At 75.3% G+C, this 15,702-nt stretch carries 14 protein-coding genes; 8 read left to right on the forward strand and 6 right to left on the reverse strand.

Annotated features, from left to right (window positions below):
• Positions 1 to 241: HNH endonuclease signature motif containing protein (locus Q1K26_RS17670; RefSeq protein ID WP_300013865.1), on the forward strand; the 241-nt coding region annotated here is incomplete at its 5' end.
• A gap of 27 nt (positions 242 to 268) precedes the next feature.
• On the opposite strand, the gene Q1K26_RS17675 is transcribed toward Q1K26_RS17670, so the two are convergent.
• Positions 269 to 997 (reverse strand): hypothetical protein, encoded by a 729-nt coding sequence (locus Q1K26_RS17675; protein ID WP_300013868.1) that lies wholly within the window; start codon positions 995 to 997, stop codon positions 269 to 271.
• 115 nt (positions 998 to 1,112) lie between these two features.
• Positions 1,113 to 1,667 carry a thioredoxin domain-containing protein gene (locus Q1K26_RS17680; protein ID WP_300013871.1) on the reverse strand — a complete coding sequence of 185 codons (555 nt, stop codon included), beginning with the start codon at positions 1,665 to 1,667 and terminating at the stop codon, positions 1,113 to 1,115.
• Positions 1,668 to 1,695: 28 nt separating this feature from the next.
• Here Q1K26_RS17680 and nhaA point away from each other — a divergent pair, with 28 nt between their 5' ends.
• The 3 genes from nhaA (at position 1,696) to Q1K26_RS17695 (ending at position 5,789) form a co-directional block, all read left to right on the forward strand.
• A complete protein-coding gene (nhaA, locus tag Q1K26_RS17685) occupies positions 1,696 to 3,036 on the forward strand; it encodes a Na+/H+ antiporter NhaA (RefSeq protein ID WP_300013874.1) in 1,341 nt (446 codons plus the stop codon).
• Between the two features lie 124 nt (positions 3,037 to 3,160).
• A complete protein-coding gene (locus Q1K26_RS17690) occupies positions 3,161 to 4,126 on the forward strand; it encodes a UDP-glucuronic acid decarboxylase family protein (protein ID WP_300013876.1) in 966 nt (321 codons plus the stop codon).
• Positions 4,127 to 4,196: 70 nt separating this feature from the next.
• Positions 4,197 to 5,789, forward strand: coding sequence for an NAD(P)/FAD-dependent oxidoreductase (locus Q1K26_RS17695; RefSeq protein WP_300013879.1), 1,593 nt, complete (start codon positions 4,197 to 4,199; stop codon positions 5,787 to 5,789).
• On the opposite strand, the gene Q1K26_RS17700 is transcribed toward Q1K26_RS17695, so the two are convergent.
• Both Q1K26_RS17700 and Q1K26_RS17705 read right to left on the reverse strand, forming a co-directional pair.
• The gene (locus Q1K26_RS17700) at positions 5,731 to 7,341 is read right to left on the reverse strand and encodes an iron ABC transporter permease (RefSeq protein ID WP_300013883.1); all 1,611 of its coding nucleotides are present in this window, start codon (positions 7,339 to 7,341) and stop codon (positions 5,731 to 5,733) included. The two genes, Q1K26_RS17695 and Q1K26_RS17700, sit on opposite strands and share 59 nt — an antisense overlap.
• Positions 7,342 to 7,424: 83 nt before the next feature.
• Positions 7,425 to 8,537: an extracellular solute-binding protein gene (locus tag Q1K26_RS17705; protein ID WP_300013888.1), complete on the reverse strand. Its 1,113-nt coding sequence runs from the start codon at positions 8,535 to 8,537 to the stop codon at positions 7,425 to 7,427.
• Positions 8,538 to 8,626: 89 nt separating this feature from the next.
• On the opposite strand from Q1K26_RS17705, the gene Q1K26_RS17710 reads away from it, so the two are divergent.
• Genes Q1K26_RS17710 through Q1K26_RS17725 form a run of 4 tightly spaced genes read left to right on the forward strand, consistent with a single transcriptional unit; the run spans position 8,627 to position 13,102 of the window.
• Positions 8,627 to 9,676, forward strand: coding sequence for an ABC transporter ATP-binding protein (locus Q1K26_RS17710; RefSeq protein WP_300013891.1), 1,050 nt, complete (start codon positions 8,627 to 8,629; stop codon positions 9,674 to 9,676).
• Between the two features lie 13 nt (positions 9,677 to 9,689).
• Positions 9,690 to 11,165 (forward strand): hypothetical protein, encoded by a 1,476-nt coding sequence (locus tag Q1K26_RS17715; protein WP_300013894.1) that lies wholly within the window; start codon positions 9,690 to 9,692, stop codon positions 11,163 to 11,165.
• A gap of 36 nt (positions 11,166 to 11,201) precedes the next feature.
• Positions 11,202 to 12,176: a glycosyltransferase gene (locus tag Q1K26_RS17720; RefSeq protein WP_300013897.1), complete on the forward strand. Its 975-nt coding sequence runs from the start codon at positions 11,202 to 11,204 to the stop codon at positions 12,174 to 12,176.
• Positions 12,173 to 13,102 (forward strand): Gfo/Idh/MocA family oxidoreductase, encoded by a 930-nt coding sequence (locus Q1K26_RS17725; RefSeq protein WP_300013900.1) that lies wholly within the window; start codon positions 12,173 to 12,175, stop codon positions 13,100 to 13,102. The genes Q1K26_RS17720 and Q1K26_RS17725 overlap by 4 nt, the downstream gene beginning before the upstream one ends.
• Before the next feature lie 85 nt (positions 13,103 to 13,187).
• On the opposite strand, the gene Q1K26_RS17730 is transcribed toward Q1K26_RS17725, so the two are convergent.
• Positions 13,188 to 14,717 (reverse strand): hypothetical protein, encoded by a 1,530-nt coding sequence (locus Q1K26_RS17730; protein WP_300013903.1) that lies wholly within the window; start codon positions 14,715 to 14,717, stop codon positions 13,188 to 13,190.
• Positions 14,718 to 14,805: 88 nt separating this feature from the next.
• Positions 14,806 to 15,669 carry a glycosyltransferase gene (locus tag Q1K26_RS17735; protein ID WP_300013906.1) on the reverse strand — a complete coding sequence of 288 codons (864 nt, stop codon included), beginning with the start codon at positions 15,667 to 15,669 and terminating at the stop codon, positions 14,806 to 14,808.
• Positions 15,670 to 15,702: the final 33 nt, after the last annotated feature.

The raw sequence follows: 15,702 nt of genomic DNA on the forward strand, positions 1-15,702 counted from the left end.
CGTCACCTGCCGCACCCCGGGGTGCCGCCGCAACGCCGCCACCTGCGAACTCGACCACGTCACCCCGTGGAACTGCGGCGGGCCCACCGACGAGGCCAACCTGTGCACCGCATGCACCGCCCACCATCACATGAAGGAACACCCCGGCTGGCAGGTCGTCCTCCACCCCGACCGCCGCGTCGAGTGGATCACCCCCACCGGACACCGGTACTGGACCCAACCCCACGACTACCGGGAGTAGGCCCCCGAGCAGCGGGGCCAGGGGCGTTCAGGCGGGCACGGGCGACGCGTCGCAGGCCCCCAGGGCTTCGGCGACCGCCCGCAGGGGTTCGTGGTCGACCAGCAGACCCAGGTGGCTTCCGGGCACCTCGATAGTGCGGGCGGCGGGGTCGAGGCACGCCCGCCAGCGCACCAGCCGGTCCTCGCGGCTGTAGACGGCGGTGAACGGCACCTCGGGGACAGCGCGGAGCCCGTCGTGGAACGACGCGCAGCACGTCCCGTAGAAGCACGACAGCGTGAACAGGCCGGGCACCCCGAGCGTGCCTGCGACGGCCAGCGCGGCCGCCTGCAGGCGCAGCGGCACGCTCACCCCGTAGACGTCGAAGGGCGTGCCCAGGGTCACGAGCGAGCTCACCGGCATCGACGGGTCGGCCGCGACCGCCCGCGCGAACTGCCCACCCCGGCTGTACCCCAGCAACCGGACGGGCGACCCGGCCGCGCGGGCAGCGGCCCGGACGACGTCCTTGAGGTCGGCCACCGTGCGCCGCCCGCAGCCCAGCCCGCTGCCCACGGTGTACGTCGTCACGGCGTACCCGAGCCGGGTGAGGCGGGCCCGCAGCGGATCCAGGTTCAGCTCCGTGGTGCAGAAACCCCCGACCAGCACGACCGGCCCGGTACCGCGCCAACCGTCCGTCAGCTCGACCGGAACCGGGTCCTTCGCCGGATCGAGGAGCGCGCGCACCCGACGGAGGAGGCGGCTGAGGGAGAACCCGGTCACGACGAACCTCCGGTCACGACGGTCGGCTGCCGTGGTGCTGCGCGACACGACGGGGTTCCCCGAACCGGGCCCTCCCAACCACCGCGTGACCCGCGTGCTCCCCCGCCGGCGCACCTCAGGCGGGACGGGACTCCGTCGGCTGGGCCTGCTGGGTCTGCAGGGCCTCGACCAGGGCGTCAGCCGTGCGCTCGCCGCGGTAGGCGACCCCGTTGACGAACAGCGCGGGCGTGCCCTGCACTCCGCTGCGCACCCCGGAGTTGAAGTCGGCCTCGACCCGGTCCTCGACCCGCTGGGTCGCCGGCCAGAGCACCGACTCGGGCGGCACCCCGATCTCCTCCGCGTAGCGGCGCAGGTCGGCCTGGGTCAGCGCGGGCTCGTCACCGGCCATGAGGCGGCCGTACATCGGCCAGAACTGCCCGACCATCCCCGCCGCCTCGGCCGCCACGGCGGCCGACAGGGCGTACGGATGCAGCTCGGCGAGGGGGAAGTGCCGGAACGCGAACACCAGCCTGCGCCCGAGCCGCTCGACGACCTCGTGGACGACCGGCACCGTGGCCCGGCAGTACGGGCACTCGAAGTCGCCGTACTCCACGAGCGTCAGCTCGGCCCCGAGTACCCCCTTGAGGTGGTCGTAGGGCCCGACGGGCGGATCCAGCTGCGGGGTGCTCATCGTCGGCCTCCTAGGGAAGGATCGACTGGTGACGATTGCGACACTAGCCGAGCGCGGCGAGCTCAGCCGCGCCGCCAGGGCGTTCCTGCGCACCGAGTCGGGCTCGGCCGTCCTGCTGCTGGGCGCCGCCGCGGTCGCCCTGCTGTGGGTGAACCTCGGGCAGGGCTACGAGGACTTCTGGCACACCGAGTTCTCGCTGCGGATCGGCGACACCGCGCTCACCGAGGACCTGCGGCACTGGGTCAACGACGGGCTGATGGTGCTGTTCTTCTTCAGCGTCGGGCTGGAGATGTCGCGCGAGGCGGTGCTGGGCGAGCTGCGCGGTGCCCGGGCGATCGCCGCGCCCACCGCCGCCGCGGTCGGCGGACTGGTGGTGCCGGCCCTGCTGTTCCTCGCGTTCAACGCAGGCGGGCCCGCGGCGGGCGCCTGGGGCATCGCCATCTCGACCGACACCGCCGTGGTGATCGGGGTGCTCGCGCTCGTCGGGCCCCGGTGCCCGGACCAGCTGCGGGTGTTCCTGCTGGCCCTGGCCATCGTCGACGACATCGGCGCGGTGGCCGCCATCGCGTTCTTCTACACCGACGACGTGCAGGTCACGCCGCTGTTGCTGGCCGGCGCCCTGTTCGGGGCGTTGCTGGCCCTGCGCTACGCGCAGTTCTGGCGCACGCCGCTCTACGTGGTGATCGGCCTGGTCATGTGGCTCGCGGTGCTCGAGTCCGGGGTCCACCCCAGCGTCGTCGGGGTGGCGCTGGGCCTGCTCGTCAACGCCTACGCGCCCCGCAGATCCGACATCGACCAGGTGGCGGTGATGGGCCGCAGCTTCCTCGTCGACCCGAGCGCGCAGCGGGCGTTGGCGGCGCAGGTGGCCGTGACCGAGGCCGTGTCCCCCAACGAGCGGCTGCAGCTGCGCATCCAGCCGTGGAGCAGCTATGTCATCGTGCCGATATTCGTGCTCGCCAACGCCGGGGTCCCCCTCGACGGAGCGACGCTCGCCGCCGCGGTGTCCTCGCCGCTGACCTGGGGCATCGTGGTCGGGCTGACCGCGGGCAAGCTCGTCGGCGTCACGGCGGGCACCTGGGTGGCGCTGCGCACCGGCATCGGGCGGGTGCCCGACACGCTGCGCTGGGGACAGATCGTCGGCGGGGCCGGGCTGGCGGGCATCGGCTTCACCGTGGCGCTGTTCGTCACCGACCTGGCGCTCGACGACACCGCACTGGTGAACCAGGCCAAGATCGGGATCCTGGCGGGGTCGATCCTCGCCGCCACGACCGGCTGGGCGATCTTCCGCTACGCCGGCGAGCGCGGCGGCCAGTGCGCACCGACCGGGCTGCCGGTGCTGCCGCCCCGGCCCTGGCGGCCCCCGAGCTGAGCGCCCGGGCGTCGATCCCGCCGAACCGTCACATAAGTGACAGGCGAGGTATAGACATCCAAAAGATGCTTTAGGCTAGGGTGCACTCACTTTTCCTATTCGGGGGCCGAACGGGAGGCAGTGCATGCCACGACCGAGAGCTGTCGTCACCGGTGGTGCCGGATTCCTCGGCTCGCACCTGTGCGAGCGACTGCTGCACGAGGGATACGGCGTCCTGTGCCTGGACGACCTCTCCACCGGCTCGCCGAGCAACGTCGCCCACCTCGCCGAGGTGGGCCCGTTCCGGCTGGTGCGGGCGGACGTCACCGACTTCGTACACGTCGTCGGCGACGTCGACGCCGTGCTGCACTTCGCGTCGCCGGCCTCGCCGATCGACTACCTGCGGATGCCGATCGAGACGCTGAAGGTCGGCTCCATCGGCACGCTGCACACCCTGGGCCTGGCCAAGGAGAAGAAGGCGCGCTTCCTGCTGGCGTCCACGTCGGAGGCCTACGGCGACCCCCAGGTCCATCCACAGCCGGAGAGCTACTGGGGCCACGTGAACCCGGTCGGGCCACGCGGGGTCTACGACGAGGCCAAGCGGTTCGCCGAGGCGATGACGATGGCCTATCGGCGGGCCAAGGGCGTGGACACCGCCATCGTCCGCATCTTCAACACCCACGGGCCCCGGATGCGACCCGACGACGGGCGTGCGGTGCCGACGTTCATCCGCCAGGCGCTGGCTGGCGAGCCGCTGACCGTCGCGGGTGATGGCAGCCAGACCCGGTCGATCCAGTACGTCGACGACCTGGTCGAGGGCTGCCTGCGGTTGCTGGGGTCGACGCTCGCGGGCCCGGTCAACATCGGCAACCCGCACGAGGTCTCGATCGAGCACCTCGCCCGGCTGGTGCGCGACCTCGTCGGCTCGGCGAGCCCGATCCGCCACATCGCGCGCCCGGAGGACGACCCGACCGTCCGACGCCCTGACATCACCCTGGCCCGCAGCTCCCTGGGCTGGGAACCCACCGTCGACCTCGCCGACGGGCTGCACCGGACCATCGCCTGGTTCCGCGACAGCCTCGTCACTCCCGCCGCCCAGCAGGCGGTCTGACCGGGTCCCCCGACGCTGCACCCCTGATCGTTCCCCTCCCCCGCCCCCCCGAGGTCAGGTCCACATGCCCATGGCTTCCACCCCCCTGCCCGCGCCGACTCCCGGCCACGAGCCCGACCACGACCTCGACGTCGTGGTCGTCGGCGCCGGTCCGGCCGGGCTCACCGCCGCCTACGAGCTCGCCCGCCGCGGCGTCGGCGCCACCGTGCTGGAGGCCGACGAGATCGTCGGCGGCATCAGCCGTACCGTCGAGCGTGACGGGTGGCGCTTCGACATCGGCGGCCACCGCTTCTTCACCAAGGTCGCGCGGGTCGAGGCGCTGTGGCGGGAGATCCTGCCCGACGCCGAGGACTTCCTGCTGCGCCCCCGGCAGAGCCGCATCCTCTACCGCGGCCGGTTCTACGACTACCCGCTGCGCCCGCTGGGCGCGCTGCGCAACCTGGGCACCGTGGAGGCGATCCGCTGCGCGCTGTCCTACCTGTGGGTCCGGCTGCGCCCGCCCGCCGACCAGTCGCACCTGGAGGGCTGGGTCGCCGCCCGCTTCGGCTACCGGCTCTACCACCACTTCTTCAAGAGCTACAACGAGAAGGTCTGGGGCGTGCCGGCCACGGCCATCCAGTCGGACTGGGCCGCGCAGCGCATCAAGGACCTGTCGCTGGCCAACGCGGTGCTCAACGGCCTGCGCCCGCGACGCAACCAGAAGGCGATCACGTCGCTGATCGAGGAGTTCCACTACCCGCGGTACGGGCCGGGGATGATGTGGGAGCGCTGCCGCGAACTGGTCGAGGCGGCCGGCAGCAAGGTGCTGCTCGACCAGCCGGTCACCACGATCCGGCGGGAGGGCGGGCGCGCCGTGAGCGTCACGGCGACCGCGGAGGGGGCGACGACCAGCTACCCGTGCACCCACGTGATCTCCTCCATGCCGCTGCCCGACCTGGTCCGGGCCATGGACCCGCCGGCCCCCCCGGCCGTCCGGGCCGCCGCCGACGCGCTGAGCTTCCGCGACTTCCTCACCGTGGCGCTGGTGGTCCCCGAGAGCGGCAGCTTCCCCGACAACTGGATCTACGTGCACTCCCCCGAGGTGGCGCTGGGCCGGATCCAGAACTTCGGCCGGTGGTCGGAGTCGATGGTCAAGCCGGGCTGGACCTGCCTGGGCCTGGAGTACTTCGTGTTCGCCGGCGACGAGCTCTGGGAGCGCCCCGACGCCGAGCTGGTCGAGCTGGGCACCCGGGAGCTGGCCGCGCTCGGGCTCGCCGGCGCGGACGAGGTGGCGGCCGGCTACGTCGTGCGGATGCCCAAGGCCTACCCCGTCTACGACGAGGGCTTCGCCGGGCACGTCGCGGTGCTGCGCGGGTGGCTCGCCGCACACGTGCCCAACGTGCACCCCGTGGGGCGCAACGGCATGCACCGCTACAACAACCAGGACCACTCCATGGTCACCGCCATGCTGACCGTCGAGAACATCCTCACCGGCACCGACCACGACATCTGGTCGGTGAACGTGGAGGCCGACTACCACGAGGAGGTGACCGGCGACGAGGCGACGACCGGCGACGCGGGCCCGGCCGGCACCGGCCGCGACGCCCCGGTCCTGCCCCGCGCCGTCAGCCGGCGCCCGGTCCCACCGGAGGCCGCACCCCGTCCCGGTTCCGGAGCCGGATGAGCATCACGACCGGGATCAGCCCGACCAGCACGATCAGCAGGGCGGGCAGCGCGGCCGTGTCGAAGCGGGCGTCCTTGGTGGCCTCCCAGGTCAGGACGGCCAGCGTGTCCCGACCCAGCGGGCGCAGCAGCGCCGTGGCCGGCAGCTCCTTGATGACCTCCACCGCCACCAGCAGCGCCGCGGTCAGGACGCCGGGCCACAGCAGCGGGACGTGCACCTCCGCGAGCAGCCGCGCGCGGTCGGCGCCCAGCGCACGCGCGGCGTCGTCGAGATGGGGATGGATGCGCCCCATCCGCGACTCCAGCGAGAAGAACGCCTGGGCGTGGAAGCGGATGACGTACGCGCCGACCAGCCCCAGGATCGACCCGGTGAACAGCAGCCCGATGTCGATCCCGAACAGGTTGTCGGCCCCGGCGATCAGGCGGCGGTCCAGCCAGACCAGCGGCACGTAGACCGCCACGGCCACCACGGTGCCCGGGACCGCGTAGCCCACCGAGGCGATCCGGGACGCGACCGCACCGAGCCGCGACGGCGCGATCCGCTGGCCGTAGACCACCGCGAGCGAGGTGACGACCGCGAGCAACGCGGCCGCGACCGCCAGCAGGAGCGTGCTGGTCACGGCCTCGCCGAGCCGGTCGGCCACCCGGCCGGCGAGGACGGTCTCGGCCGACCAGGCCACCAGCTGCAGCAGCGGGATGCCGAAGACCAGGACCAGCAACGCGACCGGCGCCGCCGTCGCCGCGCCCGCCCGCCAGCCCCGCAGCCGCAGCGGGATCACCGCGTCGCCGCGCGACAGGGCCTGGTCGTAGCGGGCCCGGCCGCGCAGCAACCGCTCCAGCACGACCATCAGCAGTGCCAGGCCGACCAGTACCGACGCGAGCTGCAGCGCCGCCGACTCGTCGAACGCGCCGTACCAGACGCGGTAGATGGCGTCGGTGAGCGTCTGGTAGCCCAGCAGGTTCACCGCGCCGAAGTCGGCCAGTGCCTCCATCACTGCCAGCGCCGCGCCCGCCGCCAGTGCCGGTCGGGCCAGCGGCAGCGCGATCCCCCGCACCGCCTGCCCGTAGCTGCGGCCCAGGCTGCGCGCGGCGTCGATCGACCGGCGGGACTGCCCGAGGAACGCGCTGCGCCCGAGCACGTAGACATAGGGGTAGAGCACCGCGGTGAGCGCGCAGATCGCACCGAGCGGGCCGCGCAGCCCGGGCAGCTGCAGGCCCGCGCCGAACAGGCTGCTCTGCAGCGGGTTGGCGTACCCGAACTGGCCGACCAGCACGAACACCAGCACGTAGGCGGGCACGGCCAGCGGGAGCACGAGCGCCCAGTCCAGCCACCGCCTGCCGGGGAAGTCGTAGAACGACACCAGTACGGCGAGCGAGCCGCCGATCGCGAGCGTGCCGACCGCGACCCCGACCCCGAGCAGCACGCTGCGCAGCAGCGCCGAGGGCAGCAGAGCCAGCGCGATCGGGTCGAACCCGCCGCCCCCGGCGAGGAAGCTCGCGGGCAGCACGACGAGCGGGCCGGCCACGCCGAGCGCGACGAGGACGCCGGCCACCGCCCACCCGGACGGGCGTCGCCGCCGCCGGGGTGGCGGAGCGGCCGGCTCCCGGGCGGTGGTCGGGCGGGCCTCGCCCGCCGCTAGTCCCATCCCACCGCCAGCATCAGCGAGATCGCGTCGTCGAGCAGCGGCCCGGCCTCCTCGACCGCGATCGGGTCGATGCGCACGTCGGCCCAGTCCCGGATGTGCGGGGCGGGGGGCACGGCGGGGTTCGCGGCGAACTCGCTGCGCGCGATGATCTGCTCCTGCGCCGGCGGTGAGGTGAGCCACTCCATCAGCGCCACCGCGGTCGGCACGGCGTCCGACCCGGCCACGACCCCGACACCGGAGAGGTTGGTGTGGGCACCGGCGCCGTCCTGGTCGGGCCAGGCCGGCGCGACCGGGAAGCCCGGGTTCTCGTCCAGTGCGCGGCCGAGGTAGTAGTGGTTGCTCAGACCCAGGTCGCAGTCGCCCGCCGCCATCACGGCGAGCATCTCCCCGTCCGAGCCGAGGATCTGGGGCTCGTTCGCCATCCAGGACCGCAGCAGCTCCTCGGTGGCCTCCGCACCCCGCTTGGCGATCATGTCCGCGACCATCGACTGGTTGTACTCGCTGTTGGAGGTGCGCAGGCACGTCCGGCCCCGGTACGCGGGGTCGCCGAGGTCCTCGTAGCCGTCGACGGCGCCGGCCGGGATCCGCTCGGTGGACACGACCGGGATGCGCAGGCGGGTGGACACCGCCCACCAGGACCCGTCGGCGTCGTGCAGACCCTCGGGCACCTGGGACTGCAGGGTCGGGCTCGTGACGCCCTGCAGCAGGCCGGCCTCCTCGGCGCGCCAGAGGTTGGCCAGGTCGGTGGTGACCAGCAGGTCGGCGGGGCTGTCGGCACCCTCCTGCTCCAGCCGCTCGAACAGCTCGGGGGCGGTGCCGCCGCGCAGCTCGATGTCGACGCCGGTCGCCTCCTCGAAGTCGAGGAACACCTGCTCGTCGCCGTAGTGCGAGCGCCCGTTGTAGACGACGAGCCGGTCGGCGTACTCGATCCCGGCGGTGTCGACCTCGGTGGCAGCACCGGCCCGGGGCGCCGCGTCCGCGGACCCCCCGCCTGCGGAGCCCGAGCCCCCGCTCAGCACGACGACGACGCCGAGGACGACGACCAGGACGAGCACGACGGCGGGGACGAGCAGTAGTCGACGGCGGAGCAGGGCCGCGAGCATCGGGGGCCTTCCTGACGGGCGTCGGGGCGAACCCCCGGACAGGCCGAACACCGTTCGGCCGCGCCATCATAGGATAGCGTTCCCATACCATGACAGACATCGCCGCGATCGACGCCATCGACATCACCCGGTCCTTCGGTACCGCCCGTGCCGTCGACTCCGCCACGCTCACCGTCGGCGCGGGCGAGCTCGTGGCGCTGGTCGGTCCCAGCGGCTCCGGCAAGACCACGCTGCTGCGGATCATCGCCGGGTTCGAGCGGCCCGACTCGGGGACCGTCTCGATCGGCGGCAGGCTGGCCGCGGGCGACGGCGCCTGGACCGAGCCGGACCAGCGGCGCATCGGCATGGTCTTCCAGGAGGGGGCGCTGTTCCCGCATCTGACCGTGGCCGACAACCTGGCCTTCGGCAGGCCGCGGCGCGGGCGCGCGCAGGAGTGCCTGGAGCTCGTCGGCCTGAGCGCGCGCGGGCGCGCATACCCGCACGAGCTCTCCGGCGGGGAGCGGCAGCGGATCGCGCTGGCCCGGGCGTTGGCCGCGGATCCCGAGGTCATCCTGCTCGACGAGCCCTTCGCCGCGCTCGACGAGGGGCTGCGGGTCGGCCTGCGCGAGGAGGTGGCGGCGATCCTGCGCGCGGCCGGAGCGAGCGCGCTGCTCGTCACCCACAACCAGCAGGAGGCCATGTCACTGGCCGACACCGTCGCGGTGATGCGGGACGGGCGGATCGAGCAGGTCGGCCCGCCCGAGCGGGTCTACGCCGAGCCGGCCACCCGGTGGGTCGCGGAGTTCCTCGGCGACGCCGACGTCGTCCCCGGAACCGTGCGCGACGGCGTCGTCGACAGCGAGCTCGGCCGCTTCCCCGCCGACCCGGCGCTGCACGGCCCGGTGGACGTCGTGCTGCGGCCCGAGCGGGTGGCGGTGGACGACCATCCGGCGGAGTCCGCGGGCCTCCCGGTCGGCCGCGTGCTCGGGCGCTCCTTCTACGGGCACGACCAGCTCGTGCACCTGGAACTGCCCAGCGGCCTGCGCGTGCGCAGCCGGACGCCCGGCTCGGCCTCGTGGCGCGCGGGCGACACCGTGCGGGTCCGCGTCATCGGGCCGGTGATCGTCCTGCCTCCGGTCGCCGAGGCCCTCCCACGATGACCGCGGCGGCGCGGTGAGCGCGCCAGAGCGGCTCGCCGCCGCACAGCCGCCACCGCCGACCGAACCGGCCGGTGCGGAGCGCCCGCCGCCCCCGCACACGCGGCTGTTGCGGCGGCTGCGTCGCCCCGCGATCGCCTCCCTGCCGCTGCTGGCGTGCGCGGCGCTGGCGTGGGCGTCGCTCGCCGTGCCCGCCGTGCTCGGCTACGACCCCTGGGTGTGGCTGGTGTGGGGGCGCGAGCTCGTCCGTGGCGTGCCCGCCTCGGACGGGAGCATCGCGTGGAAGCCGCTGCCCGTGCTGGTCACGACCCCGCTGGCGCTGTTCGGTGACGCCGCGCCCGAGTTGTGGACGGTGGTGGCCCGCACCGCCGGGCTGGTCGGCCTGGTCGCGGCGTTCCGGCTCGCGCGCCGGTTCGCCGGGCCGGTCGCCGGCGCCCTGGCCGTGGCCGCGTTCCTGCTCACCCCCGACGCCGAGGCGCGCTGGATCCGCCACCTGCTGCAGGCCAACATCGAGCCCGCCACCGTGATGCTCTGCCTGGTCGCCGTGGAGCGGCACCTGGACGACCGCCGGGGCCAGGCACTGCTGTTCCTGGCCGCGGCCGGGCTCACCCGCCCGGAGATCTGGCCGTTCCTGCTGGTCCACGCGGTGTACGTGGTCTGGCACTCACCCCGGCTGGCCTGGCTCGCGGTGCCCGTACTGGCCGCGGTACCCGCGCTGTGGTTCGGCGGCGACGCGCTGGTGTCGGGCGACCCGGTCGCCGGGGCGACGGTGGCCAGGGTCCTGACCGGGGGTCCGGCCGAGCGCCTGCTGATGGCGATGGACAACGCGGCCGGGGCGGTCGTGGCACCGGTCTGGGTCGCCGCGGCGGTCGCGGTGGTGTGGGCCGCGCACCGTCGGGTGGCGGCCCCGGTGGTGCTGGCCGCGGGTGCGCTCGGCTGGATCGCGATCGTGCTGGTCATGGCCGGTGCGTTCGGCTACGCGGCGCTGGGCCGGTTCTACGCTCCCGCCGCGGCGGTCCTGTGCGTGCTCGCCGGGATCGCGGTCGGCTGGGCGGTCAGGGCGACCCGGCCGGTCGTGCTGCGCCCGCTCGTCCTCGTCGCGCTGGTGGGCGCCGCCGTGCCGTTCGCGCAGGCCCGGGCCCAGTGGCTGCCCGTGCAGGTCGCGACGGCCGCCGAGTGGGCGGCGTCGGACGCGGAGCTGGACCCCCTGATCGCCGCCGTCGGTGGGCGGGACGCGATGCTCGCGTGCGGCGCGGTGTCGATCGAGGCGGCAGGCGCGGCGCTGGAGGTGCGCCCGCGGCTGGTCTGGACCCTCGACGTGCCGCTCGCGGTAGTCCGCCCCAACCACGACCCGGGGCCCGTCGTCGCGGTCGTGCGCTCCGGGGGCGCGCTCGACGCCGGGATGGCCGCGCTGCCCGACGTCGCCCGCCCGCTCGCCCGCACCGGGGGGTGGGCCGCCTACGCCTACCAGTGCCCGACTCCACCCAGGTGAGGCAAAGCAAAGCTGGCCTGCGCTAGGGTCTCCGCGATGCCCACCCTGACCGTGGTCGTGCCCGCCACCGACCTGCCCGCCACGCTGCCCCGGTGCACGGCGGCGCTGGCCCGGGCGAGCGACGTCGACGAGGTCGTCGTCGTCGACGGTCCGCGCTCGATGTCGGTCTGCGAGGCCCGCAACGCCGGCGCCCGGCGCGCCACCGGCGAGATCGTCGTGTTCGTCGACTCGGACGTCGAGGTCCATCCCGACGCGCTCACCCGGGTCAAGGCCGCGTTCGGCGAGCACCCCGGCGTGGCGGCGGTGTTCGGCTCCTACGACGACACGCCCTCGCGCGGCGGCACGGTCGCCGCCTTCCGCAACCTGCTGCACCACCACGTCCACCAGGGCGCGGGCGGCCCGGCCAGCACGTTCTGGTCCGGGCTGGGCGCCGTGCGCCGCGACGCCTTCCTCGCGGTGGGCGGGTTCGACGCGGCCCGCTTCCCCCACCCCTCGGTCGAGGACATCGACCTCGGTTCCCGCCTGGTCGCCGCCGGGGCCCGGATCCGGCTCGACCCCGCGATCCAGGGCACGCACCTCAAGGCCTGGACGCTGCGCACCATGGTGTTCACCGACTTCGCCCGCCGCGGCGTGCCGTGGGTCGCGCTGCTGCTGCGCTCGGGCCAGGGCTCCGCCGCCCTCAACCTCGGCTGGCGCCACCGCCTCAGCGCGGCGCTGTGCGCGGCCGGGACCGCGGCGCTGCTGGCCCGCCGCCCGGGCCCCGCGGCGGGGGCGCTGGCCGCGCTCGTCGGCCTCAACCACGGGTTCTACCGCATGCTGGCCCGGCGCCGGGGGCCCGGCGAGGCGCTGGTCGGGATCGGGCTGCACGTCGTGCACCACCTCACCGCGGTCGCCGCGGTGCCGGCCGGGGTGCTCGCGCACGTCGCGGAACAGCGGCGCGCCACCCGCCCACCCGCAGGCACGACACCCGCAGGCACGGCAGCGACGAGCAGGCGCGAGGAGAGCAGATGAGCGAGATCCGGATCGGGCTGGTCGGGGCGGGCCGGCTGGCCGAGGAGGGCTACGTGCCCGCGGCGCACGCCGCGACGGGGGTCCGGCTCGTCGCGCTCGCCGAGCCCGACCCCGAGCGCCGGGGCCGGGTCGCGGGGGCGGCGGGCGGGGTGTCCGCGTACCCCGACGCCGGGTCCCTGCTCGCCGCGGGCGGGATCGACGCGCTCGTGCTCGCCACGCCGGCCACCGCCCACCTCGCCGACGCCCGGGCCGCCACCGCGGCCGGGGTGCCGGTGCTGGTCGAGAAGCCGCCCGCCGCCGACCTCGACGACACCGCGTCGCTCGCGGCGCTCACCCCGGCGCCGTGGATCGGGTTCAACCGCCGGTTCGGGCCGGGGACGGCGCAGCTGCGCGCGGCGGTGCCGGCCGGCGCCGAGGTCGGGCTGGCCCTCGAGCTCGCCTACCGCCGCCGCAGCTGGGGCGCGCACGCCGTGGCCGACGAGGCGCTGCTCGACCTGGGCCCGCACCTGGTCGACCTCGCCCGCTGGATCACCCGGGCCGAGGTCACCGACGTGCTGCGGGCCACCGTCACCCCGGACCGGGCGGAGTTCGACCTGGTGCTCGGGGCGGCCCGCGCGCGGATCCGGTGCGCCGCGGACCGGCCGCACCGCGAGCGCGTCGAGGCCCGTCACCGGCACGGCGGGCTGATCGCGCGCCACGGCACGGGCGGGCTGGTCGCCGCGGTGCGGGGCCGGCTGGGTCCCGCGGGCCCGCACCCGCTCGTGGCGTCGCTGACCGCGCAGCTCGAGGCGCTGGCCCGCACGGTCACGACCGGCACGCCCGACCCGCTGCTCGGCACCGCGGCCGACGGGCTCGCCGTGATGGCCGCGATCGACGCCGTGCGCGCGTGCGCGCGTGGTGGACGCCCGGTCGCCGTCGACCGCTGAGCCGTCTCGCGCCACCGCGGGCCGGCCCACCACGCCCCTCCCCCGCACACCGGTCCCGGCCGGCGTGCGGGGCGCTCTCCGGTCGTTACCGCTGCAGCAGCGGCTCGCCCGCCATGTCGGCGGTGTCGGCGCCCGACAGCGCGGCCGCGGTGGCCGCCACGTCCTCCAGCCGCGGCGGCCGCGAGGGCTGCGCGTGCCGCGACGCGCCGGGCACCACGAGCGCCCAGGCGTCGCCCTCGGTGTGGTTGCCCGAGCGGCCGCTGCCGACGCCGTGGCGCAGCACGGTGCCGAAGCGCTCGGAGCGCACGCCCTCGATCCGGGTGGCCGGGGTGTCGACCCAGCGCACGATGAGGTCGGGCAGCTGGTGGGCCCGGTCGCCGGTGCCGAACAGCTCCGACACCCGGTCCACCGACCGCACCGCCGGGCTGCCGTCCAGGTCGGTGAAGGTCAGGATGCCCGCGGCGATCTCGTCCATGAGGTCCTTGGCGTCCTCGGGGGCGACGATGCCGTCGCGCTCGCGGCCGCGCAGGTTGAGCCGGATGTAGCCCTGGTTCTCGGCGGGGTGGGCGAACGCGCGGGTGGTGCTCCAGTCGACGCCGCGCATCTCCAGCCGGGAGGTGAGCTCGAGCGCCACCTTCTCGGGCAGCGCGGAGGCCACCTTCGCCCGGGCCCCGCTGGGCAGGGCCGCCCGCAGCCGCCAGATCGAGCCCGGCGCGCTGGGCTGCTGCGTCCCGTCCGGCCGCTCCGACGCTGACCCGGGGTCGAGGATGGCGCGCAGCATCTCCGGGAGCAGGTCCGCCCGGCTGGTGTTGACGTCCATGCCGACCGGCGAGACCACCATCAGGTCGGCGTCGGCGGGCAGGCTGCGCAGGACCCGGGCCAGCGCCGCGTCCACGGCCGCGTAGACGTCGTCGAGCGTGCCCCCCAGCACCCGCTCGGCGTCGGCGTCGAGCCCGGCCGGGTCGAGCTGCGAGAGGTCCCAGAACTGGTGGCCCGCGACGTGGGCGGCGCAGAAGGTGAGCCAGGCCAGGTCGAAGGGCTGCTCGGCGAGAAGCAGCTCGGCGGCGTCGGCCACCCGGCCCGGTGCGGCGAGCAGCCGCCTGCGCAGGCCGAGCATCTCGCGCACGGTGTGCCGCCCGAACACCTCGTCGACGGGCTGGGGCGGCCCGAACAGGCGCTCCAGCCTGCGGTGCGTGCTCGTCGGCGACGCCCACTGCCGCAGCACCACCCGGTCGTGCAGCTGCCAGCCGCACACCAGCTCCCCCGGCGGGGCCTCGACCGGCGGGCGGCTCTCGTAGGGATCGACGGCGAGCGTGCGCGTGCCCGAGCGGCCCAGCCGCTCCCACACCGGCGGCGGCGCGTGGAAGGCACCCATGTAGTGCACCCGCTGCTCGGGCGCCGACCACTGGAACGGGTAGAACAGGCCGTGGTCGCCGAGCTCCACGCCGCTGTAGAGCGAGTGCTGGGCGCCCGCCGCGAACTGCGTGGCGGGGGCGTCGAGCTCGTGCCAGACGCCGCGCTCGCGCAACCCGGCGAGGGTGGGCAGTCGGCCGTCGGCGAGCAGGCGGGTCAGCGCCGAGGCGCTTGCCGCGTCGAACTGGAGGATCGTCAGCACGCAGGCACTCCACAGGTCTCAGGGGTGGTCGACACGCTCGGTCCGTCGTCCCCGCGGCGTCGACGAGCGCCGTGGGCGACCCTATCAGTCAGCTATGCCTGCCCTTAGCGGTGCGGGCGGCGCGGGCCTCCAGGCCCATCCCGAGCGCCGTCGCCAGCTGGGCGGCGCAGACCAGCCCACCCGCCCGCACGCCCTCGGCGAACCCGCGCCGCACCAGGCCCGCGTAGAAGCGGGGCGCCTCCAGCCGCAGCAGCGTGCCGTGGTCGGAGCGGAAGCGGTAGGCGCCGCGGCCGTAGCGAACCTGCTGGCGCCAGAAGCCGCGCGGCGAGAGGTCCTGGTGGTGGCGGACGAGCGCGGCGGGCTCGAACTCCAGGGTGCGCCCGCCGTCGAGCAGGCGCGCGCACCAGTCGCGGTCCTCGCCCGCGGCCAGCGGGTAGCGCTCGTCGAACGGGACGGCGCGCAGGACCTCGGCCCGCGCGGCGAGGTTGCTGGTGGGGGCGAAGCGCATGCGCCCGGTCGCGGGCTCGACGTCGGCCTCGGCGAGGTGCGTCGCGATCGCCTGCGCGGCCGCGGCCAGCACGTCGCCGGGCCGGCCGTTGCGGGTGGGCCCGGCGGCGGCGTCGGCGCCCGCGGCGACGCGGGCGGCGAGCGCGGTGGCCCATCCGGGCACCGGGTCGCAGTCGTCGTCGGTGAAGCAGACGATCGGCGCCCGGGCCTCGCGCACGCCGGCGTTGCGGGCCGCGGCAGGCCCGCGGCCCTCCCCGCGCACCAGCCGGGCCCGCGGTGCGGCGGCCACCGCGGCGGCGACGGCGGCCGCGTCGCGCGAGGCGTCGTCGACGACGACGATCTCCAGGTGCGGATGGTCCTGGCGTTCCAGCGCGGCCAGGCACACCGCGAGGCGGTCGGGCCGGTCGCGCGTCGGCACGACCACGGACACGAGCGGTTCGGTCATGCCGGACCTCCGTCGGGCTGGGAGCGGGAGCTG

The sequence above is a fragment of the Pseudonocardia sp. genome, assembly GCF_029263155.1.
GTDB lineage: Bacteria > Actinomycetota > Actinomycetes > Mycobacteriales > Pseudonocardiaceae > Pseudonocardia.

What these genes read in the sequence shown, in the direction of transcription:
- Q1K26_RS17680 (WP_300013871.1), bottom strand. Translation starts at nt 1,667, where the DNA reads ATGAGCACCCCGCAGCTGGATCCGCCCGTCGGGCCCTACGACCACCTC.
- Q1K26_RS17690 (WP_300013876.1), top strand. Translation starts at nt 3,161, where the DNA reads ATGCCACGACCGAGAGCTGTCGTCACCGGTGGTGCCGGATTCCTCGGC.
- Q1K26_RS17695 (WP_300013879.1), top strand. Translation starts at nt 4,197, where the DNA reads ATGGCTTCCACCCCCCTGCCCGCGCCGACTCCCGGCCACGAGCCCGAC.
- Q1K26_RS17705 (WP_300013888.1), bottom strand. Translation starts at nt 8,537, where the DNA reads ATGCTCGCGGCCCTGCTCCGCCGTCGACTACTGCTCGTCCCCGCCGTC.
- Q1K26_RS17710 (WP_300013891.1), top strand. Translation starts at nt 8,627, where the DNA reads ATGACAGACATCGCCGCGATCGACGCCATCGACATCACCCGGTCCTTC.
- Q1K26_RS17720 (WP_300013897.1), top strand. Translation starts at nt 11,202, where the DNA reads ATGCCCACCCTGACCGTGGTCGTGCCCGCCACCGACCTGCCCGCCACG.
- Q1K26_RS17725 (WP_300013900.1), top strand. Translation starts at nt 12,173, where the DNA reads ATGAGCGAGATCCGGATCGGGCTGGTCGGGGCGGGCCGGCTGGCCGAG.
- Q1K26_RS17735 (WP_300013906.1), bottom strand. Translation starts at nt 15,669, where the DNA reads ATGACCGAACCGCTCGTGTCCGTGGTCGTGCCGACGCGCGACCGGCCC.